At 38.6% G+C, this 26,634-nt stretch carries 21 protein-coding genes, 3 tRNA genes and 1 pseudogene; 13 read left to right on the top strand and 12 right to left on the bottom strand.

All coding sequences use genetic code 11. From position 1 onward, the window contains the following. The 3 genes from I5515_RS03960 to I5515_RS03950 all read left to right on the top strand — a co-directional run. The coding region (locus I5515_RS03960; RefSeq protein WP_199964842.1) for a beta strand repeat-containing protein at positions 1-4,367 on the top strand (4,367 nt) is incomplete at its 5' end. A 146-nt stretch (positions 4,368-4,513) separates the two neighbouring features. Then, the gene (locus tag I5515_RS03955; RefSeq protein WP_199964841.1) at positions 4,514-6,169 is read left to right on the top strand and encodes a poly alpha-glucosyltransferase; all 1,656 of its coding nucleotides are present in this window, start codon (positions 4,514-4,516) and stop codon (positions 6,167-6,169) included. After that, on the top strand, positions 6,166-7,896 hold the full coding sequence (locus I5515_RS03950) for a CapA family protein (protein ID WP_199964840.1): 1,731 nt from the start codon (positions 6,166-6,168) through the stop codon (positions 7,894-7,896). The genes I5515_RS03955 and I5515_RS03950 overlap by 4 nt, the downstream gene beginning before the upstream one ends. Here the strand turns inward: I5515_RS03950 and I5515_RS03945 are convergent. Continuing rightward, on the bottom strand, positions 7,893-8,609 hold the full coding sequence (locus I5515_RS03945) for a metalloprotease (RefSeq protein WP_199964839.1): 717 nt from the start codon (positions 8,607-8,609) through the stop codon (positions 7,893-7,895). The two genes, I5515_RS03950 and I5515_RS03945, sit on opposite strands and share 4 nt — an antisense overlap. Before the next feature lie 92 nt (positions 8,610-8,701). Between I5515_RS03945 and I5515_RS03940 the strand changes: the two genes are divergently transcribed. Continuing rightward, positions 8,702-9,019: an MGMT family protein gene (locus I5515_RS03940; protein ID WP_199964838.1), complete on the top strand. Its 318-nt coding sequence runs from the start codon at positions 8,702-8,704 to the stop codon at positions 9,017-9,019. A gap of 74 nt (positions 9,020-9,093) precedes the next feature. Here the strand turns inward: I5515_RS03940 and I5515_RS03935 are convergent, their stop codons facing one another. From I5515_RS03935 to carA, 5 genes are all read right to left on the bottom strand, one after another. Beyond that, positions 9,094-9,531: a universal stress protein gene (locus tag I5515_RS03935; RefSeq protein ID WP_199964837.1), complete on the bottom strand. Its 438-nt coding sequence runs from the start codon at positions 9,529-9,531 to the stop codon at positions 9,094-9,096. A gap of 123 nt (positions 9,532-9,654) precedes the next feature. Next, positions 9,655-10,287 (bottom strand): CatB-related O-acetyltransferase, encoded by a 633-nt coding sequence (locus I5515_RS03930; RefSeq protein WP_199964836.1) that lies wholly within the window; start codon positions 10,285-10,287, stop codon positions 9,655-9,657. Between the two features lie 74 nt (positions 10,288-10,361). Continuing rightward, positions 10,362-10,838 (bottom strand): transcription elongation factor GreA, encoded by a 477-nt coding sequence (greA, locus tag I5515_RS03925; RefSeq protein ID WP_005307940.1) that lies wholly within the window; start codon positions 10,836-10,838, stop codon positions 10,362-10,364. 88 nt (positions 10,839-10,926) lie between these two features. Then, complete coding sequence (carB, locus tag I5515_RS03920) at positions 10,927-14,157, bottom strand: carbamoyl-phosphate synthase large subunit (protein WP_199964835.1); 3,231 nt, start codon at positions 14,155-14,157, stop codon at positions 10,927-10,929. A 14-nt stretch (positions 14,158-14,171) separates the two neighbouring features. After that, positions 14,172-15,311 (bottom strand): glutamine-hydrolyzing carbamoyl-phosphate synthase small subunit, encoded by a 1,140-nt coding sequence (gene carA, locus I5515_RS03915; protein ID WP_199964834.1) that lies wholly within the window; start codon positions 15,309-15,311, stop codon positions 14,172-14,174. Between the two features lie 123 nt (positions 15,312-15,434). On the opposite strand from carA, the pseudogene I5515_RS03910 reads away from it, so the two are divergent. Next, positions 15,435-15,592 (top strand): annotated as a pseudogene (locus I5515_RS03910) (hypothetical protein). A gap of 29 nt (positions 15,593-15,621) precedes the next feature. Then, positions 15,622-16,209 (top strand): hypothetical protein, encoded by a 588-nt coding sequence (locus tag I5515_RS03905; protein ID WP_199964833.1) that lies wholly within the window; start codon positions 15,622-15,624, stop codon positions 16,207-16,209. A 60-nt stretch (positions 16,210-16,269) separates the two neighbouring features. On the opposite strand, the gene I5515_RS03900 is transcribed toward I5515_RS03905, so the two are convergent. Together I5515_RS03900 and yhbY are read right to left on the bottom strand one after the other, a co-directional pair. After that, a complete protein-coding gene (locus I5515_RS03900) occupies positions 16,270-16,806 on the bottom strand; it encodes a DOMON-like domain-containing protein (RefSeq protein ID WP_199964832.1) in 537 nt (178 codons plus the stop codon). A gap of 16 nt (positions 16,807-16,822) precedes the next feature. Beyond that, on the bottom strand, positions 16,823-17,146 hold the full coding sequence (yhbY, locus tag I5515_RS03895) for a ribosome assembly RNA-binding protein YhbY (RefSeq protein WP_009392179.1): 324 nt from the start codon (positions 17,144-17,146) through the stop codon (positions 16,823-16,825). A gap of 199 nt (positions 17,147-17,345) precedes the next feature. Between yhbY and rlmE the strand changes: the two genes are divergently transcribed. The 4 genes from rlmE (at position 17,346) to I5515_RS03875 (ending at position 21,459) form a co-directional block, all read left to right on the top strand. Further along, positions 17,346-17,996 carry a 23S rRNA (uridine(2552)-2'-O)-methyltransferase RlmE gene (gene rlmE / locus I5515_RS03890; protein WP_016137261.1) on the top strand — a complete coding sequence of 217 codons (651 nt, stop codon included), beginning with the start codon at positions 17,346-17,348 and terminating at the stop codon, positions 17,994-17,996. Between the two features lie 133 nt (positions 17,997-18,129). Then, entirely contained in the window at positions 18,130-20,025 is a 1,896-nt protein-coding gene (gene ftsH / locus I5515_RS03885; protein ID WP_199964862.1) for an ATP-dependent zinc metalloprotease FtsH, read from the top strand. 133 nt (positions 20,026-20,158) lie between these two features. Beyond that, complete coding sequence (gene folP / locus I5515_RS03880; RefSeq protein WP_199964831.1) at positions 20,159-21,010, top strand: dihydropteroate synthase; 852 nt, start codon at positions 20,159-20,161, stop codon at positions 21,008-21,010. Positions 21,011-21,144: 134 nt separating this feature from the next. Beyond that, positions 21,145-21,459 (top strand): DUF5713 family protein, encoded by a 315-nt coding sequence (locus I5515_RS03875; protein ID WP_199964830.1) that lies wholly within the window; start codon positions 21,145-21,147, stop codon positions 21,457-21,459. A gap of 409 nt (positions 21,460-21,868) precedes the next feature. Here the strand turns inward: I5515_RS03875 and I5515_RS03870 are convergent. Further along, a tRNA-Leu gene (locus I5515_RS03870) sits at positions 21,869-21,954 on the bottom strand. 195 nt (positions 21,955-22,149) lie between these two features. On the opposite strand from I5515_RS03870, the gene I5515_RS03865 reads away from it, so the two are divergent. Further along, the gene (locus I5515_RS03865) at positions 22,150-23,913 is read left to right on the top strand and encodes an alkaline phosphatase D family protein (RefSeq protein WP_199964829.1); all 1,764 of its coding nucleotides are present in this window, start codon (positions 22,150-22,152) and stop codon (positions 23,911-23,913) included. Between the two features lie 101 nt (positions 23,914-24,014). On the opposite strand, the gene I5515_RS03860 is transcribed toward I5515_RS03865, so the two are convergent. Together I5515_RS03860 and I5515_RS03855 are read right to left on the bottom strand one after the other, a co-directional pair. Beyond that, positions 24,015-24,100, bottom strand: a tRNA-Leu gene (locus tag I5515_RS03860). Between the two features lie 11 nt (positions 24,101-24,111). Next, positions 24,112-24,185, bottom strand: a tRNA-Cys gene (locus I5515_RS03855). A 152-nt stretch (positions 24,186-24,337) separates the two neighbouring features. Between I5515_RS03855 and folD the strand changes: the two genes are divergently transcribed. Further along, positions 24,338-25,186 (top strand): bifunctional methylenetetrahydrofolate dehydrogenase/methenyltetrahydrofolate cyclohydrolase FolD, encoded by an 849-nt coding sequence (folD, locus tag I5515_RS03850; RefSeq protein ID WP_199964828.1) that lies wholly within the window; start codon positions 24,338-24,340, stop codon positions 25,184-25,186. Positions 25,187-25,424: 238 nt separating this feature from the next. Continuing rightward, on the top strand, positions 25,425-26,093 hold the full coding sequence (locus I5515_RS03845) for a class I SAM-dependent methyltransferase (protein WP_199964827.1): 669 nt from the start codon (positions 25,425-25,427) through the stop codon (positions 26,091-26,093). A gap of 23 nt (positions 26,094-26,116) precedes the next feature. On the opposite strand, the gene I5515_RS03840 is transcribed toward I5515_RS03845, so the two are convergent. After that, on the bottom strand, positions 26,117-26,539 hold the full coding sequence (locus tag I5515_RS03840) for a hypothetical protein (protein WP_199964826.1): 423 nt from the start codon (positions 26,537-26,539) through the stop codon (positions 26,117-26,119). Between the last annotated feature and the right edge of the window lie 95 nt (positions 26,540-26,634).

The raw sequence follows: 26,634 nt of genomic DNA, 5'->3' as shown, positions 1-26,634 counted from the left end.
CGGTGAACCATGGTGATGGTACCTGGACCCTTGCAGACAATACGCTTCCAGTGTTGACAGATGGTCCACATACCGTGACGGTGACAGCGACAGACCCTGCGGGCAATGTCGGTACAGGCGCTGGCGTGTTGACGGTTGATACCACTGCACCATTAGTAGCTCTTAATAATGTATTGACGAATGACAATACACCGCCATTAGCGGGTACCGTGAACGATCCGACTGCGAAAGTGGTGGTGACTGTCGATGGTGTGAGCTATCCAGCGGTGAACCATGGTGATGGTACCTGGACCCTTGCAGACAATACGCTTCCAGTGTTGACAGATGGTCCACATACCGTGACGGTGACAGCGACAGACCCTGCGGGCAATGTCGGTACAGGCACTGGCGTGTTGACGGTCGATACCACTGCACCAGATATTACTACCGCTGCACTTGCGATTGATCCAATCACTGGTGATAACGTTATTAATCCAACGGAGGCTGCTGGAACAGTAAATATTACAGGTAAAGTAACTATTCCTGCGGATGCAGCTGTTACTACAGTTGTAGTTAATGTTAATGGTACGGACTACACCGCTGTAGTAAATCCAGTTACTGGAACATGGACAATAGGTGTGCCAGGTAGTCAACTCGTAGCAGATGTCGATTTAACAGTTGATGCAAAAGCAACCTTTACGGATGCTGCTGGAAATAGTAGTAGTTTACAAGCTACTCAAACTTATACGCTTACAACTTCTTCCATCATTGCATATGATAACTTTGATACGGCTGTGCTTGCTCCACAACCACTACTAATTGCGCATGATGCTGCTCTTGGTAGTAAAACTTACTTGGCGCTTGTATCACTCGCTGGTCTTAACTTACAGCTTGGTTCTGATGCAGTTACTTTCAATGTTGCTACAAACCAAGAAGGTAATGCAAAATTCACCTATAGTGCTTTAATTGGTGTTAATGCTCTATCTGATTACTCATTAGTTGTACAGAAATTTGATACAGCGACTGGGCAATGGACTTCTATATATGGTGGAGGTCAAGCAGATATTCTTCATCTCACTTTGTTGGGTTCTACACCAGGTGTGGTTATTGATGGACTTGAGCAAGGACAATATCGTGCATTCATGACCTATAACGGGTTAGCAGGTATTGGTTTACTCGGTACTTTAAACGCTACGATGGATGTTTATGACACAACTCAAATCGGTAGTTTCTATACAGAAAATGCTCATGGAAATGTGATCGTAGACCTTAACTCAAGTGGACAAGCTGATGTCGTAACTCCAAATACAGTTATAAATGCAGTTAATAATCAACCTGTTCTAGCCAATGGCACAGTCATTAATGGTACATACGGTACTTTGGTGATTAACCTTGATGGTTCATATACCTATACTCCAAATCAAAATGCTTCTGGAATTGGAAAGGTAGATCACTTTGTATATACCTTAAAAGATTCTGTTACAGGTGATATGGCTCAAGCAACTCTTAACATCCAGTTAAGTTCTGTTAAAGCCGCAGATAACTTGGCAGTTGCAGACATTAACCCACAATCTTTACTTGTTGCACATGATGTAGCACTTGGTAGTGCAAGTTATGTGGCAGCAGTATCGTTAGGTGGCTTAGATTTACAACTTCTCGGTAATTCAACAGTTGCATTTAATGTTGATACTGACCGTCAAGGCTCTGCTAAATTTACCTTTAGTGGTCTACTCAACGCGGGTGTGTTGAATGACTATTCGATTGTTGTCCAAAAATATGATACGGCAACAGGAAAATGGGTATCTATTGGCGGAAATAACCCACAAGCGACTTTGGTTAGCCTATCTCTAGTCGGAGGTACTCCAACAGCCGTCATTGATGGATTAGATCCAGGTCAATATCGTGCATTTGTAGGCTACAGTGGTCTATTAGGTGTGGGTATTGGTGGAACATTGACAGGTACAATGGATGTTTATAACCCATATGTTGTATCTGGTTATTCAGTTGATCCAGTCTCTGGTAACGTTATTAAAGATGCTGGTATTAATGGTGCAATAGATGCGGCAAGCAATAGTGCTGTGATCTCAGCAGTGAATGGCAACGTTGTTAATGCAACGGGTACAACTACAATTGTTGGTACTTACGGCACATTAGTCATTGATCAACATGGCAATTATACCTATACACCAAATGCAAACGGTCTCAACCTTGGTAAAGTTGATAAATTCTCATATACATTGTTAGACCCAGCGACAGGTAATACGTCTCAAGCTGTATTGTATGTCCACTTGGATAGTAACAAGGTTGCTATGACTTGGAATGCTGCTGATCCATCACAGCCAGCGGTTATTACAGGTCATGTTCCAGTTGATGCAATGGATAACGTTGCTTCAGCAGCCATTGATATGGTTTACCCAACGACACAACAAGTCTTCAATAATGCGATTAGCTATAACTGGTTACTCGGTGTTGGTGGAGTTGTTGTTGGTTCTAAACAAGGTACAGCAACCTTTAATGTTGCTGCAGGAAATGTGACTGAGGCAATTTTCTCAGTGCACTTTGGTTCAGTTGCAACGATTGTTGATGGCTTACATGTGGTATTAACACGAGTAAATCCAGATGGCACTCGTACAGTAATTGCAGATAGTGCGAATTCGGGTGTGCTTGACCTATTAGGTATCTTTGGCTCTGAAGTAAAATTCAAAGTTGATAATTTAGGTGCAGGTAGCTATGAGCTGTTTATGGAAAGCAATACGCTTCTTACAGCTCTAGGTAATGTGACTGCCGATATTACCTTGAATAACGGTAATATTACGCAAGTGCCTAATTTGGTTGTGAATCCGGTTATAGGCAATGTTCTTTCAGATGACAACTCGGCTATATATGGACCAAACTATACGCCAGACTATATTACAACGACGACAGTGGTGACTTCGGTAACTTCTGAACTTGGTAATACATCTGCTGTAAATGTGGGTACATCAACAGTTATTGTGGGTGCTTATGGTACGTTAACCATTAATGCTGATGGTACCTATAGTTATCAAGCTACAGCGAATACACAAAATATAGGAAAAGTTGATAGCTTTACTTATACCGTGACTGATCCTGTAACTGGTAGAACAGATACAGCAACATTGCATATCCAAATCGGTTCTCCAGATGTGAATGTCACTTGGAATAATGCTAACCCTGGTGCAGATGCGGTAATCCCGGTACCTGTAGCAAATGCAGATACTAATCATGCAACTGTTAGTATGAAACCTGTGACCGATGCAGCTGTTGATGTACCAGTAGCTAATCCATCAGTAACCTTGATCGGTAGTCAAACAGTGAACTCTAACTCATTCACTGTCGCAGCTAATACTGTGGATAATGTGAGTATTAAAGCACTACTTGCTGCTGGGGCAGGATTAGCGCCAACAGTAAGCTACGTTATTCAAAAATCTAATGATGGTGGTGCTACTTGGGTAAATACTGTTTATTCAGGTTCACAAACTGCATTAGCTTCTCTTGGGTTGGGGGGTACAATTGTTGACCAAACAGTATCTCATTTAGATGCAGGTCTGTATCGCGTGTCTTATACATTAACCACTATAGCGATCGGTACTGTAACTATTGATACGCAAGTATCAACTACGGTAACTCACCTAAATCAATACACACCTGACGGCTTAACAGATTGGATTCACGGTAATATCTTGTTAGGTGATACGACTGGTGGAGTTGCAGATACTTCAGCTGCTTCTCAATTGTATGTTGAAGTCACCCCTGGAAATTACCAAATTGCTGCTGGTCAGGCGATCAATACTGGTGAAGGTACTTTGTATCTCTATCATGATGGTTCGTACTACTATAAAGCTCTTGATAGCGCGGCAAATGCTACGATTGACACGATTAACTATAAACTCGTATCAGTGACTGGAGCAGAGTCAACTAGCACATTAACAATCAACTTAAGTCAAGAGTTGAACAGCCTAGCTGTAAGTACAGCGGCAAATGATACATTTACGCTTGGCAATGGCTCGGATACCTTGATTTACAATACGTTAACGGCTGCTGGTGTAAATAATGCAACAGGTGGTAACACAACAGTGGGTGGTGTAGATACATGGACTGATTTCCATGTAGGTAATACAGCAACCGATAGTCAGGCTGATAAGATCGATATTAGTAACTTACTAGTTACTCATCCGAACAGCTTAACTATTGGTCAGTATGTATCAGTAAGCTATGATGCTACGACACAAAATGCCACTATCAGTGTTGACCGTGATGGCTTGGGTTTAACTTATTCAAGTACACAATTGTTGACGATTCATTTAGATCAAGCTAGAACATCATTAACGCTTAATGATCTTCTTAACAATGGTCAAATTATCTATTAATAGATAGTTAACCCATCAAAAAGAGAACCTTAGGGTTCTCTTTTTTTATTTTTAAACAATATGTTAACCTTGCATTTAGAGTGTTCATGTTATGATGTATTGAAAATTTTATAGAACAAGAAATAACAGATAAGGACTTAATTCGAGTGACTGCATTTTTAAACTTCCAAAGACAACTTAACCTTTGGTTAAAAAATATCACTCCGCATGTTTTAGACTTTCAGGATGAGACGATTTTATTTATATCATTTGGCTTTAAAGACCAAAGATGTAGCGTATGGCATAGTGAAAAAACAAGCTTTTCACAAGCAAAAATACAATTATTAGATTTTATTAATGACCAGTTTACCCAAGTAGCACTTGCTGATTATATAAAAATCGATATCGCATATAATTTAGCGAAACAAGCTTGGAAGGAAGTAGAACAGCAGGTTCACCATCAATTTCACAACAACCACTACCGTAAAGGCATTGGATTTGATGAACACTGTTCAGTTGCTTTCCTTGAGCAAGAGATTTACGGAAAAGCAATCATTCGAGGCTTGAGCTACGACAAACCGAACTTTTTTGACGAAACAAACCTAAATTATGCAGTTAAGCAAAAATATAACGCTACAAAACCGCAGATTAAATTACAAGAGCTGCAAGATATTTGGACTTTTGATACCTACGCAGCATTTTATGAAAATGACCAGTTTATTAATTTAGCTAGTCGCTATGATGTGAATGGTATTAGAGGAATTTCAAACAATAGAAAACAGCATTTTCAGCAGTTAATAGAACAAAATTCGGCATTTCTGCACGACCAGATTCAAGAAAATGGCAAATTTATTTATGGTTATTTTTCTGCCTATGATCGTGACATTCGTAACTATAATACGGTACGCCACTGTACTTCGGTCTATGCCTTACTAGAAACATTTGAAGTGCAAAGTAAGCCAGAATATTGGCCTAAAATACATGCTGCTATTCACTATGCACTTAGCAATTTTTATAAAGAAAAAGATTCATCTAGTGCTTATATGATTGATGGTAAAGCAGGGGAGTTTGAAATTAAATTAGGTGCCAATGCGGCTGCTATTTTAATGTTGACAAAATATCAAGAGATCACCCAAAAAAATGATTATCAAAAATATGCAGAAAAACTCGCAAATGGTATTTTAAAACTAGTAGATTCAAATGGATCAACGACACATGTATTAAATTATCCAAATTATAATTTAAAAGAAAAATTCAGGATTATTTATTATGATGGTGAAGCTGCTTTAGCTTTATTAAGGTTATATCAAATTAACCAAGCTTCTAGATTGTTAGAAACTGTTAAATTAATGTTTGAATGTTTTATTGAAAAAAGATATGAAAAATATCATGACCATTGGTTAAGTTATTGTACAAATGAACTCACTAAAATATGTCCAGAAGAAAAATATTTTATTTTTGGTTTAAATAATTATTTAAAACATTTTATTTTTATTAGAAATCGAAAAACGACATATGCAACTTTATTAGAAATGTTAATGGCTGCTTATAAAATGGTGAGTCGCTTGAAAGAGCAGGGGCACACAGCACTTTTTGAACAAGCTTATATGCGAGAGCTTCAAAAGCTAATTGAGTTTAGAGCAGATTTTCAAACCACAGGATTTTTTTATCCGGAAATGGCCATGTATATGGCTCGGCCAGATAAAATTTTACATGCATTTTATATTCGCCATGATCGTTTTCGAGTACGGATTGATGATCAAGAACATAACCTATCGGGATATATCGCTTATGTTAAAGATTACAAGAGTGATGAAGCATGAAATATCAACCTGTTGAAATCAAGTTGTTAGCACATGTCGACACTACAAGTTTTGACGAGGCGTTATGGCAACTCGAATTTGATGAGGATGTTTCAACGCTCTTACTCATTGACTATGCATTAGAACAATTCCAACGAAAAAACATACAGGCTCAAGATGTTTATGTTGTGCCTGACCACCTATCTGAGCAAGTCGGGCAGCAAAATCTAGGCTTAAAGCCTTTTGAACATTACACCTTTACTGAACTATTGCAGTTCTTAATTTTTACTCAGACAGCAGATGTAAAAGATGCTTTAAGTAATATGCTTTTTGGCAAACTTGAACAAGCAAATTTAAATTTGTCTGAAAGGGCTGCCCACTATCATTTAAAGTTAAAAGAAAAAGGTACGCAAAACCAGTTCAAATATTTGTTTTTATTAGTCAAAAATATTTATACTTATCCAACTGAAATCAGAAAACTGTTTTTTGTTAAGGAGCTAAATTTTAAAGGTAAAGTTTATCTTCCTCCAACGCCTTTAATGGCTCAGTCCCTAGTAACAGTTTTATATCTTACTCATTCATTTAGAAAAATTTATCTCACTTACTTTGAAGAAAATCAAACTATTGGATTTTTCTCTTTTTTGGATGATATTCATCGTGCTGAACACTTGATTCCTTACTATCACTGCTTCCAAGAACAGAATGTAAAACCCGGAGTTTGTACTACTCAAAGTGGCATTATCAATATTTTGGGTGATACTTATTTCGGGGAAATTTATACTGAAAAGCGTAAGTCCAAAGGACAGACAGATGCTCTACAACAATATGGATACAGCTATTCATTTGAAAAAATAAAAGCTTTTTTAGGTGAAAATGACTTAAATATTGCTAACTTTGAAGCGGTCTTTGCTTTGGAAACTCAATCACCTTTAGCCTATAAAAAGCCATTTATTCTTAAAGCTGAAGCTGAAAAAACATTAATAGAATTTAAAAACCTTCATCTTAATCATGTCGTATTGGCAAATAATCATCTAAAAGATTATGGCGATAGCGGGTTAGCTTATACACTAGAGCAACTTGATCAGGCCAATATTGCTTATATTGGTGCGGGCTTAAATCAAAAAGATGCTCACAACTACTTTGAACTAACTTTTAATAACAAGCACTATGCTATTTTTAACGGTTATTGGCACAGAGACACTGCCTATTTAGATTATGATTTTTATGCTTTAGGCCACAAGAGTGGAGTTGCGTGTTTAAATGGAGTTTTGCTTGAACAAATTGGTCTCTATAAGCTGACTCACCCTGAGCATAAAGTTATTGTAATTTGTCATTGGGGCATGGATTTTAAAACAATTACAAAAGAGCAAATTAAGCTTGCTACTATTCTCACTCAAGCTGGTGCTGACCTTATTATTGGTCATGGTGCTCATACCATACAACCAATCCAGATCATCAACCAAAAACCAGTAGTCTTTGGTATTGGGAATGCCGTGTTTAATAGTGATGGGGAATATGAGCAGCAAAATGCTCTACCATTCGGCTGTATAGCTAGACTAGATTTAGCAAAGGATTTGCTTCGTCTTTATCCAATTTATACTAATAATCTAAAAACTTTTTGGCAGCCTTATCCGGTAGATACCGAAGACTTCTCAAAGGCTAGTACTTACATGACGTCTTTCCTGACCTCTGAGAATTACATTGCTACCCAAGATGACTTAGGGGCTTATGTTGAAATTAAATTTTAAGAGTATTGGTTATAAGTTGATAAAACCGTTTGAAGCTGTGATGGGGTAAAACCTAAGTTTCTTAAACCGCCACTCCCTAATTTACATTCAGCACTGGCCATAATATTGGTCGGGGTAGTTTTTTTTGCATTAGGTACACACACATGTTTTAAGCCGAAAGCATGCCCCATTTCATGAATACTCCCTGCTTGTATATTATAATTTAATCTATGCCAGTCTAATAAAATAAAGGGTTTTCCATTATTACGGAATGTTCGACTTGTCACGTCATCAAACTCTAAATTTTTTGAATACGCATCGTATATAAAAATAATTACTTCTTTACGTGCCGTACGTTTAGGAAAGCATGCATTGACGCTTGCCGGGATAGCACCTATGGAAATAGGACGAGGCTGGTTTATTTCATTGTCTAGTTCGCAATGCAATTTCGAAAAATCTTGATAAGAAATATAACGGTTTAATTTGAAATTAAATATTTTATTTCCTTGGTCATCTACATAATATTTATTTAAGATGCCGACTTCTTTTCGCATCTGTGTCAGGTTATCAAAGGGTGTAGCAGATGGATGGTTGGTTGTAAAAACAAAAGTTACCGGAACGATAGGTCTGTTATTAGCAGGTTCTTCTGATAACTTAGGTTTTTGTTGAGGAGGATTAGTTGTACAAGAAACACAAAGAAGGGTCCCTGTAATCATCAATAAGGTTTTTTTCATACTCATCGCATTGTCTCTGCATATTATTTTAAAGAGATTTAAAGTAAATTTTTATATGATATGAACGATGTCAATTTTTATGGAGTCCATTTTTGACAACTCAGTATGAACTACATCGACAAATTTTAGAAGTCATCGCTTTAATTCCATACGGAAAAGTGGCAACTTATGGACAAATAGCACGTATGGCGGGTTTACCTAAACATGCCAGATTAGTTGGATATGTGCTTAAACATCTTGAGGTAGATCATCAGGTGCCTTGGTATCGTGTTATTAATTCCCAAGGTAAAATTAGCTTAAGTAAATTTAATGAAAAGGGGGAAAATATTCAGCAGACAAAATTGGAAGCTGAAGGAGTCTATTTATTGAATGGCAAAGTGAACTTAAAACAATTTGCTTGGCAGCCTTAAAGGCACTGAAAAATGTATTTATTTAAAAGTTATTGCCTAAATTATTAAAATCAACAAGATAGGCAATATTGAAATTATCGAACAATTAAAACAGGAATATGACTTTCGCCTAAGACTTTTTGTGCAACGCTGCCAAGTACAAGTTTTCGGACTCCTGTACGGCCATGAGAACCCATGACAATCAGATCTGCATTTAAGTCTTGAGCCGCCTCAATAATTTCTTCATGTACGACAAAACCTTCAAGCAGTTTAGTTTCAACAGTAATGCCTTCATCAGCAAATTCTTGTTTTGCTTGTTTTAAAATATCGAGCAAATAGGTTCTTGTACGTTCAATCAACTCATTAGTCTGACCAATTTTTACATATGCATCAGCAATAAATGGGTCAAGTGCCATAACTTGTACAATCGTAATTTTACTTTTTAGCGCTTTTCCCAGTTTGATTGCCTCTTTCATGGCGATCATAGAAGTTTCTGAACCGTCAATTGGTACAAGAATATGTTGATATAACATGAGTGTTTTCCTTATTGTAATGATGCTTATTTATTCAATACTTTATACTTATTTTTTGACGATTTAAATTCAAGCACGTAATCATTTGTGATTTTATAACAATAAATTTCTCTAGATATATCTTTATAGACTCTGCATATTTTCAATATGCATAGATAAAGCATCTATATCTTCAGTTTGTAAATACTCACGTATTTTCAAAATTTGCTTCTCATCTAAATCATAAAGTTTTAAAGCAAGCAGTTTATCGATTTGTTTTTGAGTAAAGCGATATTTAATAATTTTTGCAGGCACGCCACCTACTATTGCATAGGGTGGAACATCTTTAGTTACTACTGCTCCCGTTGCAACTACTGCACCTTCACCAAGTTTGACTCCTTGCATAATCATTGCACGACTACCAATCCAACAGCCATCGGCAATTACAGTATCACCAGCTGCTAAAAAGCTACGGGTATCAAAAGGAAAAGTCGAAATCCAGTCGGGTCTATGAAGTTGGTTACCACCCATCATAATTACGCATTCAGCGCCAAAGCAAACAAAATTACCAATGTGAAGTTGATCAATTGGTTTGTCAGGTGTCGAGGCTTTGTCATGTAAATAACGTACAACATAACGTTCAAAACCTTGATCCCAATAAGCTGAATAATATGAGTAATTACCTTTAATATGGATATTCGGGTTTTTAACAGTTTTATGGATAAATTCAAATTCACACCAATGACGAACTGGAGTGTTAATTAAAGAGTTATCCATTTCTGATTTCCCGAAAATATATCAATGGTATTGAATAAAAACCCCTCATAAAGAGGGGCTAGTTGTGTATTATCTTAGAGATATTCTACACTTACGATTTCATATTCGACTTCGCCTTGAGGAGTCACGATTTTTACTTCGTCGCCTTCACTCTTACTCAAAAGCCCACGTGCGATTGGTGAGTTCACAGAGATTTTATTAATTTTAAAATCTGCTTCGTCATCGCCAACAATTTTATAAGTTTTGCGTTCTTCAGTATCAAGATTTTCGATTGTTACTGTCACACCAAAAACAACACGGCCATTTTGTTCAAGTGTTTTGACATCAATTTCTTGAGCAGCGCCTAATTTACCTTCGATATCCTGAATACGACCTTCACAGAAACCTTGCTGTTCACGCGCAGCATGATATTCAGCATTTTCCTTTAAGTCACCATGTTCACGTGCTTCTGCAATGGCTTGAATAATACGTGGACGTTCAACAGATTTTAAATGTTGTAATTCTTTCTCTAAGGCAATTTTACCTTCAGGGGTCATTGGATAGCGTTGCATTTTGGTCCCTCTTAAGTTGAGAAAACACAGTTAAAAAAAATGAAAAAATCCCGCCACCGATAAGGTGACGGGACTTATCGGTAACAAATTAACCTACAGTTAAATCTTGCAAGCGGTATACATCCATTGGCAATTTCACAGCAAAGGCTTGGCAAACAGCTTCTGCACCATTGATAGTCGTTGTGTAATACACTTTGCCTTGTAGGGCAGCACGACGAATCATTGCAGAGTCATATTGAGCCTGTTTACCTTCAGTGGTATTGACAATAAGGTGTATTTCACCATTTTTCAAGCGGTCAACAATATGTGGACGACCTTCAGTTACTTTATTCACAGATTCACATTCCAAACCTGCTTCTTTAAGTACTTTATACGTTCCACCTGTTGCCACTAGTTTGAAGCCATATGCCACAAACTTTTTAGCGATATCAGCTATATATTTCTTATCAGATTCACGAACAGATAAGAAAGCAATTTTTTCTTCGCCTTCGGTTGGTAAACCTGGTAAGCGGTCATTTGAGCCTAAGACAGCTTTATAGAATGCTTCACCAAATGTTTTACCTACACCCATTACTTCACCTGTAGATTTCATCTCAGGTCCAAGCATTGGGTCTACACCTTGGAATTTAGCGAATGGGAAAACAGCTTCTTTCACAGCAAAGTGTGTTGGAATGATTTCTTTAGTAAATCCTTGAGATTCAAGCGATTGACCAGCCATACAACGTGCAGCTACTTTTGCTAAAGAATCACCAATACATTTCGATACGAATGGAACTGTACGTGAAGCACGTGGGTTAACCTCAAGAACGTAAACATCATCGCCTTTAACTGCGAATTGAACGTTCATCAAACCAACCACACCAAGTTCTTTTGCCATCGCAACAGTTTGACGACGCATTTCATCCTGAATTTCTTTTGATAAAGAATAAGGAGGAATTGAACATGCAGAGTCACCTGAGTGAATACCAGCTTGTTCAATATGCTGCATGATACCGCCGATCACAACGTCTTTACCGTCAGATACACAGTCAACATCAACTTCGGTTGCATCATCTAGGAAACGGTCAAGAAGGACAGGAGCTTCGTTAGATGCTTGAACCGCTTCACGAAGGTAACGTTTAAGTTCTTCTTCGTTATATACGATTTCCATTGCACGACCACCAAGTACATAAGATGGGCGAACAACTAACGGATAACCTACTTTTGCAGCTTCAGAGATACCTTCTTCAGCAGATTTTACAATGCTGTTGTTTGGTTGACGAAGCTGTAAACGTTGAATCATTTGCTGGAAACGTTCACGGTCTTCTGCACGGTCAATTGCATCTGGTGATGTACCAATGATTGGTGTCCCAGCTTCTTCTAAAGCACGTGCCAATTTAAGAGGAGTTTGACCACCGTACTGTACGATTACACCTTTAGGTTTCTCTGTACGTACAATTTCAAGCACATCTTCAAGTGTTACAGGTTCGAAGTATAGACGGTCAGATGTGTCATAGTCGGTAGAAACAGTTTCAGGGTTACAGTTAACCATGATTGTTTCATAACCGTCTTCACGCATAGCTAATGCAGCGTGTACACAGCAATAGTCAAATTCAATACCTTGACCAATACGGTTTGGACCACCACCAATCACCATGATCTTGTCACGATTTGATGGATTTGCTTCACACTCTTCATCGTAAGTCGAATACATGTATGCAGTACCAGATTCAAACTCGGCAGCACATGTATCTACACGTTTGTAAACTGGGTAAACACCCAAATTCCAACGTTGCTTACGGAATTGCTTTTGTGAAATACCCATAAGATCAGCAATACGCAGGTCAGATAAACCTTTGCGTTTGAAAGCACGGATATTGTCAGCGTTTAAGTCACCAAAACCTAAAGCTTTTACTTCAGCTTCAGTTTTAACGATGTCTTGAATTTGAATGAGGAACCAACGGTCAATTTTAGTTGCTTCAAAAACGTCATCTAAAGAGAAACCATGACGGAAAGCATCTGCTACATACCAGATACGCTCAGGGCCTGGAACTTTAAGCTCTTTTAAAATGGTTTCTTTTGCATTTGTTGCACCAGCTTCGATCTTTTCATCAAAACCGCTTACACCAACTTCAAGACCACGTAATGCTTTTTGTACAGATTCCTGGAAGTTACGGCCAATTGCCATTACTTCACCCACAGATTTCATTTGAGTGGTTAATACAGGTTCTGCTTGTGGGAATTTCTCGAAGTTAAAACGAGGAATCTTTGTTACCACATAGTCAATCGATGGTTCGAAGCTTGCAGGAGTTACTCCACCAGTGATGTCATTTTTCAGTTCATCAAGAGTATAACCAACAGCAAGTTTTGCTGCGATTTTTGCGATTGGGAAACCTGTTGCTTTAGATGCAAGAGCAGATGAACGAGATACACGAGGGTTCATCTCAATAACAACCATACGTCCATCTTTCGGATTAATACCGAACTGAACGTTAGAACCACCTGTTTCAACACCAATTTCACGAAGAACTGCAACTGAAGCATTACGCATCAATTGATATTCTTTGTCTGTTAATGTCTGAGCGGGAGCAACGGTAATTGAGTCACCAGTATGAACGCCCATTGGATCGAAGTTTTCGATAGCACATACGATAATACAGTTGTCGTTTTTGTCACGAACAACTTCCATTTCGTATTCTTTCCAGCCAATTAAAGATTCATCAATCAATAACTGGTGAGTAGGAGAGAGGTCAAAACCACGTTCACAAATTTCTAGAAATTCTTCGCGGTTATATGCAATACCACCGCCCGAACCACCCATTGTAAATGATGGACGGATAATTACCGGAAAACCAAAGCGTGACTGGATTGTTAAAGCTTCTTCCATTGTTTCAGCAATGGCAGCTTTTGGACATTCCAAGCCAATTTTACGCATAGCGATATCGAAGAGTTTACGGTCTTCGGCTTTCTCAATCGCTTCTTTAGATGCACCAATAAGTTCTACGCCGTATTTTGCTAATACGCCATTTTCATCAAGTGCGAGCGCACAGTTCAATGCTGTTTGTCCACCCATGGTTGGCAATACTGCATCTGGACGCTCTTTTTCAATAATCTGAGCAACTGTTTGCCAAGTAATCGGCTCAATATAAGTTGCATCAGCCATTGAAGGATCTGTCATGATGGTTGCTGGATTAGAGTTAACCAAAATAACACGATAGCCTTCTTCACGAAGTGCTTTACACGCTTGAGCACCTGAGTAGTCAAACTCACATGCCTGTCCAATCACAATCGGGCCAGCACCAATAATTAAGATGCTTTTAATATCCGTACGTTTAGGCATTATTCGCTCCGTAATTACTGTTTAGATGCTTCGATAAGTTCGATGAAATAATCGAATAAAGGTGCACAATCATGTGGACCAGGGCTTGCTTCAGGGTGACCTTGGAAGCTGAAAGCCGGTTTGTCTGTACGGCGGATACCTTGTAAGGTGCCGTCGAACAATGATTTATGCGTTGCTTTTAAGTTAGCCGGTAATGTTTCTGCATCTACAGCAAAACCATGGTTTTGTGAAGTAATCATCACTGTACCATCTTCAAGATCTTGTACAGGATGATTCGCGCCGTGGTGACCATGATTCATTTTTACAGTTTTTGCACCAGAAGCGAGAGCCAAGATTTGGTGACCTAAGCAGATACCAAATACAGGTAATGTTGTGGTTTCAACAATAGTTTTTACAGCTTCGATCGCGTAATCACAAGCAGCTGGATCGCCAGGACCATTTGAGAGGAATACGCCATCCGGATTAAGTGCCAATACTTTTTCAGCCGGAGTTTCTGCAGGAACAACGGTTAGTTTGCAACCGCGGTCTGCAAGCATACGCAAGATGTTGGTTTTGACACCGTAATCGTATGCAACTACATGATATTTTAATTCAGGTTGAGAGAAGCCTTGGCCTAAAGTCCATGAACCTTCAGACCATTCAAAACCAGTTGGATCACAACATTCTTTTGCAAGGTCTAAGCCGTTTAAGCCACCAAAAGCACGAGCTTTTGCAATTGCTTCTTCTTCAGTAATATTTTCACCGGCAAGGATGCATCCGTTTTGTGCACCTGTCTGACGTAAAATACGTGTTAATTTACGCGTATCGATATCTGCGATTGCAACAACATTGTGTTCTTGCAGATATTCACTCAATGACTGCTCAGCACGGAAGTTACTGTGTAGTAGAGGAAGGTCACGAATAATTAAACCATTCGCCCATACTTTATGGATACGACCAGATTCAACGTCTTCCGCGTTGCAACCAGTGTTACCAATATGTGGGTAAGTTAATGTCACAATTTGTTGTGCATAACTTGGGTCAGTCAAAATTTCTTGATAGCCTGTCATGGCTGTGTTAAAAACGACTTCTCCAGTCGTACTTCCCGTTGCGCCGATTGACGTTCCTTTAAAGATCGTTCCATCTGCGAGGGCTAAAATGGCGGGGATGCTCAAACCAAAGCTCCTGAATTTCGGCTGTAAAAAAGCGAGTAGACCCAAAAAAGATCGGCGATGTTTGAATAAAACATGCCCTCCCTATCGGTCTGCCCGCTTGTAACTTAACAGCGCATTATACGCATGGAACCCTCCAAAGTCTATTTCTTTTCTGCTAAAAAATATAATTCATTGCTTGCTTTTTACAAAAAAATATCCGCTTATCTGAATTAGATACTTTTGATAAATTGTCTAACAATTTGTATGGGGAATTCTTGGAACTGGATTTATTGTATTGCTAGTTAAAAAATAAACAATACGAGGAAATAGTATGAGCAATAATGAAGTTTCAAAAGATGTGAGTGAAAAAACTCAAGCAGTAGTTGAGTCGGTAAAAGCGGAGGTGACTGAAGTGAAAGAAGCCATAGCTGCGACTACAACTAAGGCGAAAAAAACAGTAACTGCTAAAACTGCACAGGTAAAAGAAACTGTTGCTGAAAAAACTGAGCAAGTTAAAGTAGTTGCTACAGAAGCAAAATCTCAGGTAAAAGAGGCAATTACTGAAACTCAAGAACAAGTCAAAGAAGTTTTAAGCGAAACTCAAGAGAAAATTGAAGCTGAAACTCACGAATTAAATAAGAATATTCAAAATCAATTTGTTCAAATTAAACAAGATATTTTACAACGCCTTGATGTGATTAAAGCTCAGTTTAGCACTTCCCAAGATGGGTTATCTGATCTTAAAAATGCTTTGAAAGCTGAAATCAATGCACTCATTGAAGATTTAACGAAAGTGAGCAAAGAGCTTAAGGGTGATATTAGCCAGATTTCTTTGAAACACAAAGATTCTTTAAGTGAAAGTATTAAGCGTACAAAAAATAATGCAGTCGAAGCTTGGAATAAAGCAAGAGACAATTAATGATCTCTGGCTCGGCCCAGCTATAAAAAAGCGAGAATTAATTTCTCGCTTTTTTATTTTTTAGAACTGATGTAACCAGTCACGTTTATTGTGGAAATCTGCACTTTTTCCACTATGCTGCATTGCATAGTACTGCATACCATCTTTAGTCTTTAAAACTGTAGTTAAACCTAAATAAAGGTTTGACCATTTCAAGCGGTGCTGTTGCATAAATTGCCCGAAATCGAGACTAACATTTAAGCCATAGTGAGTGCGCTTGAGATGATTCAGTTCAATATCGTAAGCAGCAAGGGGAGGTATACTTTCCGGATAGCGATATTCTTCAAACTGATATAACTGCCATGCTTGAGAAGGGGAGAGATTAATTTCCCGGTAATAATCTTCGTCATGCACGCCAACAAAAATTTCGAAACAAGTTTCTTCCCACAAAAAATCTTGACGAGGATGAGCCGCGACTTCTTGGGGCCAAAGAATAAGTTGATTTGGATCACGAATCCAAAAACCGATATTTAAGGTATAGGGTGCTTGCTGTTCAATTGCGCCAACAACGGAAACAGCATGAAAACGATCAAAAGCTGATAGTTCGTAACTTGCCATAGTTTGTCAAATCAAATTAGTTTGCTAGATGAGCGTGACGAACAAGATTAGACAAATGTTGGTTTTGCTTAGCTGCTTTTTTGTAAAGCAAAACAATTTTACCAATTTTTTGCACAGCTTCTGCACCTGTCGCTTCTACAATTGCGTCAATTGTTGCAGTACGTGCTTCACGGTCTTCACCAGCAATCTTAACTTTAATAAGTTCATGATCATTTAAAGCACGAAGCGTTTCTTCGATTACCGCGTCTGTTAAGCCTTGTCCACCAATCATGACAACCGGATTAAGCACATGACCAATTTGACGTAAACGTTTACGTTCATGGATAGATAAAGCGGCCATTAAAAATACCTGATTTTAAAAACGGCTTAGTATAGCAAAAAACTTAAATCCAGATGTACGAAAAACTGTATAAATAATCGATCAACATTATTGGAAAAAAACTGTAAAACTTAGTGAGATTACGCTACATCCGTACTGTAATGAGAGTAATTTTCACGTACAATGAGCGATCAGAAGTTTTTTTGATATTTAGTGAGTTATGGCAACACGCATTACAAACCAGAAATTGTCGAAAAGTAGTCGTGTATGGATGAGGGAACATCTGGACGATCCTTTTGTAAAAAAAGCACAAAAGGAAGGATATCGCGCTCGAGCAGCCTATAAACTTCTTGAAATTCAAGAAAAATATAAGTTGATTAAGCCAGGCATGACTGTAGTAGATTTAGGCGCGGCTCCTGGTAGTTGGTCTCAAATCGCTGGGAAACTTGTTGGTAGCAAAGGTTTAGTCATTGCTTCCGATATTTTACCTATGGATGCTTTGCCTGATGTCACTTTCTTACAAGGAGACTTTAGAGAAGAAGATGTATTTGAAAATTTGTTAAATATTTTAAATGGGCGACAAGTAGACATTGTAATTTCTGATATGGCCCCCAATACATCTGGTAATAGGGCTGTTGATCAACCTAGACAGATTTACTTATGTGAACTGGCTTTAGATTTTGCTCAAAAGGTTCTTGGTCCGAATGGACAGCTTGTGGTTAAAGTGTTCCAAGGCACAGGATTCGATGAGTTTCGTAAACAAGTAGTTGATAGTTTTGATGTGTTAAAAACAGTAAAACCAGCAGCTTCTCGGGCACGATCTAAAGAAGTTTTTTTGGTTGGACAAGGGCGTAAGAAAGCATTGCGATAAAGTTTACTTGCCAAGCTCCTAAAAATTGTGCATTTTGTACTTTTAGGTTATCCGCAAGCAATACAGTTGCTGCTTTTATGACGATCGGCCAAGTTTGGGCATGATCAAATTAGATCGATATGGGAATAAAGCTTTGAGCGATTACTTCAAGAATGCCGTATTGTGGCTAATAATACTTGGTGTTCTGATTTTAATTTTCAGTAATATCAGTGACCGCAACAAGCCTACTGCGATGAAATATTCAGATTTCGTTGCAGCGGTGAATAGTGGCCAAATTAAGCAAGTCACAATTGACGGTTTAAATATTAATGGTGAAAAAACTAACGGATCACAGTTTGAAACTGTTCGTCCGCAAGTTGAAGACACTGAGCTTATGCCAAGCTTAAATAAGCAAAATGTTGTTGTTGAGGGAACTGCTCCACAACGTCAAGGCATTTTGATGCAACTTCTCATTGCTAGTTTCCCTGTACTGTTAATCATTTTGTTATTCATGTTCTTTATGCGTAACATGGGTGGTGGTGCAGGCGGAAAGAATGGACCGATGAGCTTTGGTAAATCGAAGGCAAAAATGCTTTCTGAAGACCAGATCAAAGTCAATTTTTCTGACGTCGCCGGCTGTGATGAGGCAAAACAAGAAGTTGTTGAAATTGTAGATTTCTTAAAAGACCCTGCAAAATTCAAACGTTTGGGCGCGACGATTCCTCGTGGCGTACTTATGGTTGGTCCTCCGGGTACTGGTAAAACGTTATTAGCTAAAGCAATTGCTGGTGAAGCGAAGGTTCCTTTCTTCAGCATTTCAGGTTCTGACTTTGTAGAAATGTTTGTGGGTGTGGGTGCGTCCCGTGTCCGTGATATGTTTGAGCAAGCGAAACGTCATGCGCCATGTATCATCTTTATTGATGAGATTGATGCAGTTGGTCGTCACCGTGGTTCAGGTACAGGTGGTGGTCATGATGAGCGTGAACAAACCTTAAACCAGATGCTTGTGGAAATGGATGGTTTTGAAGGCAATGAAGGCGTAATCGTTATTGCTGCAACTAACCGTTCTGATGTGCTTGATAAAGCATTATTGCGTCCAGGTCGTTTTGACCGTCAAGTAATGGTTGGTTTACCGGATATTCGTGGTCGTGAACAAATTCTGAATGTACATTTGAAAAAATTACCTTCAGTTACAGGTGTGGACATGAAAGTGTTAGCACGTGGTACACCGGGTTTCTCTGGTGCGCAGTTGGCAAACCTTGTTAACGAAGCTGCATTATTTGCCGCACGTCGTAATAAGAATACTGTCGATATGCATGACTTTGAAGATGCAAAAGACAAAATCTACATGGGTCCAGAACGTAAGTCGATGGTTCTACGTGAAGAAGAGCGTCGCGCAACTGCTTATCATGAAGCGGGTCATGCAATTGTTGCAGAGATTTTGCCGGGTACAGATCCTGTTCATAAAGTAACGATCATGCCACGTGGTTGGGCTTTGGGTGTAACTTGGCAGTTACCTGAGCAAGACCAGATTAGCCATTATAAAGACAAGATGCTAAACGAAATTGCGATTTTGTTTGGTGGCCGTATTGCTGAGGAAGTATTTATTCAACAGCAATCTACTGGTGCTTCAAATGACTTTGAGCGAGCTACTAAAATGGCGCGTGCAATGGTTACTAAGTACGGTATGTCTGACAAAATGGGTGTAATGGTTTACGAAGACGAAAACCAAAATGGTTTCTTTGGAAATGTAGGTAGTCGTACGATTTCTGAAGCAACTCAACAAATGGTTGACGAAGAAGTACGCCGTATTCTTGATGAGCAATATAAAGTTGCGCGTAATATCTTGGAAGGTAATAAAGATATTGCACATGCAATGGTAAAAGCTTTGATGGAATGGGAAACCGTTGATCGTGATCAAATTCGTGACATTATGGAAGGTCGTGAACCACAACCGCCTAAGGTATATATTGCTGAAAACCCAGTAGCTGCATTTGAACCACCAAAAGATGGTCCATCTACACCACCGCCATTACCAGCGATGAATTAAAAAACTATAGAAAAAAGCCACAGTCATGTGGCTTTTTTTATGGGAGTTATTTCTGTCAAGCTGAAAACAAATCAACAGCATATAAGGGGGATAATTGCTAAAATACCCGCCTCATTTTAAACCGGAGCTTTTTATGCAGTTAATGCCTTTACCCCAGCAAATTTTACAGTGTGGACAGCTTCAGTTGGATTTATCACAGCCACACGTTATGGGTATTTTAAATGTCACACCAGACTCTTTTAGTGATGGTGGAAAACATAATCAGTTAGACCAAGCTGTGGCGTATGCATTAAATATGATTGAACAAGGCGCCACAATTATAGATATTGGTGGTGAATCTACTCGGCCAGGTGCATCTGAGGTGAGTGTAAAAGAGGAAATTCGCAGAGTTGTGCCTGTGGTTGAAGCTTTGGCTAAATATGATGTGGTTTTATCGATTGATACAAGTCAGCCAGAAGTTATCCGGGCAGCGAAAGAAGTGGGTGCACATATTTGGAATGATGTACGTGCCCTTACTCGTCCAAATGCTTTAAAAACTGCAGTAGAGTTGGATATACCTGTGGTGATCATGCATATGCGTGGTGAGCCCACCACAATGAATCAGCTAGATCAATATAAGGATGTAACGTTAGATGTAATACAAGAGCTTCAGCAGCGCGTGGAAGAGGCTTTAACTGCAGGTGTAAAAAAACAGAATATTATTATTGATCCTGGGTTTGGTTTTGCAAAAAATGCGCAGCAAAATTTGAAGCTTTTAAATGAATTCTGGAAGCTAAGTGAAATGGGGTATCCAATTTTATCGGGTCTTTCTCGTAAACGTTTCATTGGCGAGGCTTTACAGGGGGTAGCTGCAGATCAGCGTGCGGTAGGAAGTGTTACGGGGCATTTGCTGAGTATTCAGCAAGGTGCATCCATTGTTCGTGCACATGACGTAAAAGCGATGCATGATGCAATTCTCGTTTGGAATGCGATGGAACAAGCTTGAAAAAAATAGGCTTTTATAAACAGATCATGATTAATTAATTTAATAGATTGGATAATTGAGTCAGGGAAAATTGTCGTTATTATTTTGAAAATATGTTATAAGCGGCAGGTTTCTGATGCTGTGTAAACTTTTGTATGTTCGAAGACTTACTTCTCCCAATGTTTGATGATGAGTATTATCCAGATATTTTAGTCGCTGAACTCAAGCAGCTAATTGAACAATTTGCTAAAAAAGTTCAAAAGTCTGCTTTAGTTGATCAGGATATCTATCGATATGCTCATCAAACTGTTATAGAAATTAATGAAATGAAACCACAATTCGAAGATCTTGATTCTTCACTGGATGATTGTGCGGCTGACTATATTGCTGAAGCAATGATGATGGTGGCGCAAGGTGCAGGATATTTAGATCTTGAGATGGAAGAGCTGGTTATGAGTCGAGAGTGGTGATTACTCTCGATTCTTAATATTTTTAAATGCATCTAATAAATGACAAGATGCTTTTGAGTGAGTTTTATTTGTTTCTTTAATTTTAAAAACTAGAACATCATATCTCTTGATAGTCGGCATTTGCTAATAAACTGATCCAATAAGTTTTTCCTTTTGTTGTAATGCTTTGAATTTATCTATTCGATTGCTTTAATTAAAAAATCATGTTTGGTTGAGAGCAACGTGAAAAGTACCAATTGTCATTTTTGAAAGAAATAGAGCCAGAAAAAAGACCTGTAGTGTAAACCTTAGTATAGAAGGGGTGTTACACAGAAATATTAATAGTCTTATCGTGAAATTCATTTTAATTAGGCATAAAAAAACCAGCTTACGCTGGATTCTTTGTTGCACCAAATTCAATATTTGAAAATGGTGCCCGGGGCCGGACTCGAACCGGCACGCTTTGTGGGCGGGGGATTTTAAATCCCCTGTGTCTACCTATTTCACCACCCGGGCATGTGCGCAATAATAGATGACAAGAAAGCGATTGGCAAGAGAAAATCGGATAGTTTGCTTTATTTTCAATCAGTTCGTACATCTATTTAAAAATAAGATCTACTTAAGTCATAATTTCTTCATCAAATTGATATCAGTTGTTCATCTTGTAGACCTAAGTTTAAAGCACTCATTGCTTAAAACTTAGGTAGTTGTATGTCAGAGAAAATTTCACGCCGAGAATTAATTCAAAAAAGTCTGTTCGGTTTTGGGGCGTTATCTTTACCTGTAGCTTTTACGGGTTGTAATGATGGTTCAGATGATGAAAGTACAGAAGCACAAGCAGATTTTTTACATGGAGTTGCCAGTGGTGACCCTTTGCAAGATAAAGTGATTTTATGGACGCGATTAACACCAGTAGACCTTAGTGGGCGTCTTAAGGTTACTTGGGAAATAGCTACAGATAATCAGTTTAAGCAGAATTTAAAGACAGGGATGGTTGAAACGAGTAAGACTGACGATTTTACAGTGAAGGTGGATGCAGCAGGACTACAGGCGAATACCATTTATTATTATCGTTTTCGTTTTGGTAATAAAATTTCATCTGTTGGTCAAACTAAAACATTACCAATAAGCACCAATAAAGTTAGTTTTGCAGTGTGTTCTTGCTCTAACTATCCGGCGGGTTACTTTTACGTATATCGTGAGATGGCAAAGCAGGATGTTGATGTCATCATTCATTTGGGTGATTATATTTATGAATATGGGGCAGATGGCTATGCGACGGAAGATGCAGCAAAACTTGGTCGAACCTTACCAGCAGATAATAATAAAGAAATTATTAAACTAGATGATTATCGCAAACGCTATGCACTTTATCGTCAAGATAAAGACTTACAAGCAGCACATCTGCGTCATCCGTTCATTGTAATTTGGGATGATCACGAGTTAGCAAACGATGCTTGGCGCGATGGGGCGGAAAATCACCAAGATAATGAAGGGTCTTTTTCTGATCGTAAATTAGCTGCTCTACAAGCTTATTTCGAGTGGATGCCTATTCGTCCAGTTTCTAGTACAGATCATCTAAATATTTATCGTCAGTTTAATTTTGGCTCATTGGTTGAGCTGACTATGTTGGATACACGTATTATTGCACGAGATAAACAGCTTGAATATGCTGATTATATGACAGCTGCTGGTTTGGATGCTCAAAAGTTTCAAACTGACTTAACGAATCCAAAGCGTACTTTAATGGGATATACACAAAGGGATTGGTTGGTTGATAAATTAAAGCAATCTAAGGCAACATGGAATGTGATTGGTCAGCAAGTTCTGATAAGTAAGATGTGGATTCCTGCTGAGTTATTATTGTCTTTAGGGCAAATTACTTCGGGTGGAGCTTCGGCGGAAACGTTGGCTAAAATGAATGCTCAGATTACAGAATTAGTTACCTTAAAAATGCGGTTAGTTCAAGGAGATCCAACTTTAACTGCTCAAGAAAAGGCGCGAGTCACAACAGTCGTGCCCTATAACCTTGATGCTTGGGATGGTTATTATGCTGAACGCGAAACTGTATATGAAAACTTAGCTAGTTTAAATAAAAAAGTTATTGTTCTGTCAGGTGATACTCATAATGCGTGGGCATCTTATTTGTATAGTCAAAAAGGCCAATATGTTGGGGTTGAGCTGGCGACAAGTTCTGTTTCTTCACCAGGCCTTGAAAAGTATTTAAGTATTCCAATGGCTCAACTACAACAATTTGAATTTGCCTTTACTACACTTATCGATGAGTTGGCTTATTGTAATCTAAATCAGCGTGGCTATTTATTGGTTACATTGGATCAGGCGCAGGTGCGTTCAGACTGGATTTTTGTAGATTCAATTAAAAGTGCAGAATATAAAGTAGATTTAAGCCGACAATATCAATTGGTGTTAGATGTGAACTTAACACCCGGAAAAGATAAGCAAAAAACTGCTTAAATATATGGCGGGAGAGGGGTGCTAATAAGTCCCCTTTTTATAGGCATAAAAAAACCAGCTTACGCTGGATTTTTTATTGCACCGCTTCCTATACTAGAAAGTGGTGCCCGGGGCCGGACTCGAACCGGCACGCTTTGTGGGCGGGGGATTTTAAATCCCCTGTGTCTACCTATTTCACCACCCGGGCTTTACCAAATTTGGAGGCGGAGGTCGGAATCGAACCGGCGTCCACGGAGTTGCAGTCCGCTGCATGACCACTCTGCCACCCCGCCTACATTTGGTGATGCACATATTAGCAACCTTTAGAAAAAAAACAATACTGTTTTGAGATAAGATGAACATAAAAGCAACATCTAGAATAAATTTGTCCAAATAATCATGTATTATTGGCACATTAAATTCATGTCTACCTTGGAGATGTGCTGTGGCATTGGTTTTAGACGGTCGTGCATTAGCAAAGCAAATTGAAGAAAATTTGTCAGTACGTGTTGAAGCTTTAAAAGCTAAAACAGGTCGTACCCCAATTTTAGCGACTATTTTGGTTGGGGATGATGGCGCATCTGCAACTTATGTACGCATGAAAGGAAATGCTTGCCGTCGAGTAGGCATGGATTCTTTAAAAATTGAATTATCACAAGAAACTACAACAGAACAATTATTAGCTGAAATCGACAAGCTTAATGCCAATCCGGATGTTCACGGTATTCTTCTACAACATCCAGTACCTGCACAGATTGATGAACGTGCTTGTTTTGATGCGATTTCTTTAGCTAAAGATGTTGATGGTGTAACTTGCCTTGGTTTTGGCCGTATGGCAATGGGTGAAGCTGCATATGGTTCAGCAACTCCAGCTGGTATTATGACTATTCTAAAAGAAAACAACATTGAAATTGCGGGCAAACATGCAGTTGTGGTTGGTCGTTCAGCAATTTTAGGTAAACCAATGGCAATGATGCTTTTACAAGCAAATGCAACAGTAACGATTTGCCATTCACGTACTCAAAATTTGGCTGAACTTGTTAAACAGGCTGATATTATTGTTGGTGCTGTGGGTAAAGCTGAACTTATTCAAAAAGATTGGATTAAACAAGGTGCAGTGGTTGTCGATGCTGGTTTCCATCCTCGTGATGGCGGTGGTGTAGGCGATATCCAATTACAAGGTATCGAAGAAATTGCATCTGCTTATACACCAGTACCAGGTGGTGTAGGTCCAATGACAATTACAACTTTGATTCGTCAAACTGTAGAAGCTGCTGAAAAAGCTTTAGGTTAATTTAATTTATTCACGACGGCATCCTACCGTTTAACGCAAATGTTAGGAGCTCGTATGTTACTTTTCTTTCGGGATGAGTAGCGAATGCTACGCAAGACCAAAACAGTTGCTGTAATTAAAGCAGTGGAATTGAACTATATTTTTTAGTAGCTAACCACTATCATGCTTTAAGCCACTGTTTTAGTCTTGCTCGCGATACGGATGATCAAATAGTAATTATAAATTGTTGAGCTTATTTATGAGCTGCACCTTTCAATTTACCAAAGCCCCTGAACATTTACTTCAAGCATTAAATGAAGTTATTCCCAATTGTGAGTTAATGGTACAACAGCTACCAGAAACGGCTATTTCTTTATGGTTGATTCCACCTGTTTTTTCAACTGATCGCTTGGATGATGAGGTTATTCGTCGCATTTGGAATGACACGCCATATTGGATTTTTTGCTGGGCATCTGGTTTAGCAATGGCACAATGGTTACTTACAGAGCCTCATCATGTCAAAGATAAAGTTGTTCTCGATTTTGGAGCAGGTTCTGGTGTTGTTGCCATTGCAGCAAAAATGGCTGGTGCTAAAAGAGTAATTTGTTGTGATATTGATCAAGTTAGTCTTGCAGCTTGCCGTGAAAATGCTTTATTGAATGATGTTGAGCTGGAATATCTAGACGATTTATATAAAGCAGAGCAAGTTGATGTTTTATTGGCTGCTGATGTTTTATATGACCAGTGCAACCGTTTCTTTTTAGATGAATTCTTGAAATTTGCGCCAGAGGTTTGGGTCGCAGATAGCCGTGTTAAAAACTTTAGTCACCCTAAATATCAAAAGATTGATGAAAGAAGCGCATCAACTTGGCCAGATCTTGATGAAGCTAAAGAATTTAGAAATGTAAGTTTTTATAAGACGCTGTAAAAGAACAGCGTCTTATATTTAAATTATGAGCAGGTATAACGAACTACTTTTAGCGTACTTGGACGTGCTTCAAGCGCTTGACGAGTCGCATAATCTTCACCATTGTTTAAACTCGGCGTATTAGATAAACCAAATGAGGCGCGAGTTTGACCCAATTGAACACCATAATTTTCTTGTTGGGCTGGGTTTGAAATCTCATTAATGCTTAGAACTGACAATTTATAAACTTTTTGAGCGCCTAATACATTTTGACAAGCACGTTGCAATTTACGTTCATCTAACTGCTGATTGGGGCGGCTAGCCAATGTATAAGCTAAAGTTGCGGAAGTTTTTGTTTGGTTTTCAATTTGATAGCCAGTTGAGCCATTATATTGTCGAGGGGTGGTCTGACAAGCAGTTAAAACAAACATACTGCTTAATGCCAAACATAAAATACTTCTATTCATCAGTATCATCCTTATATTCTTATCTCTAGTATCTCATAAAATACAACGATTGTTGGGGCTTAATCGCACGATTTAAGCTAACATCGGCTGGCGAT

Source organism: Acinetobacter calcoaceticus, from assembly GCF_016508255.1.
Classification (GTDB): domain Bacteria; phylum Pseudomonadota; class Gammaproteobacteria; order Pseudomonadales; family Moraxellaceae; genus Acinetobacter; species Acinetobacter calcoaceticus_E.
This window is presented reverse-complemented; position numbering and strand designations above follow the sequence as displayed.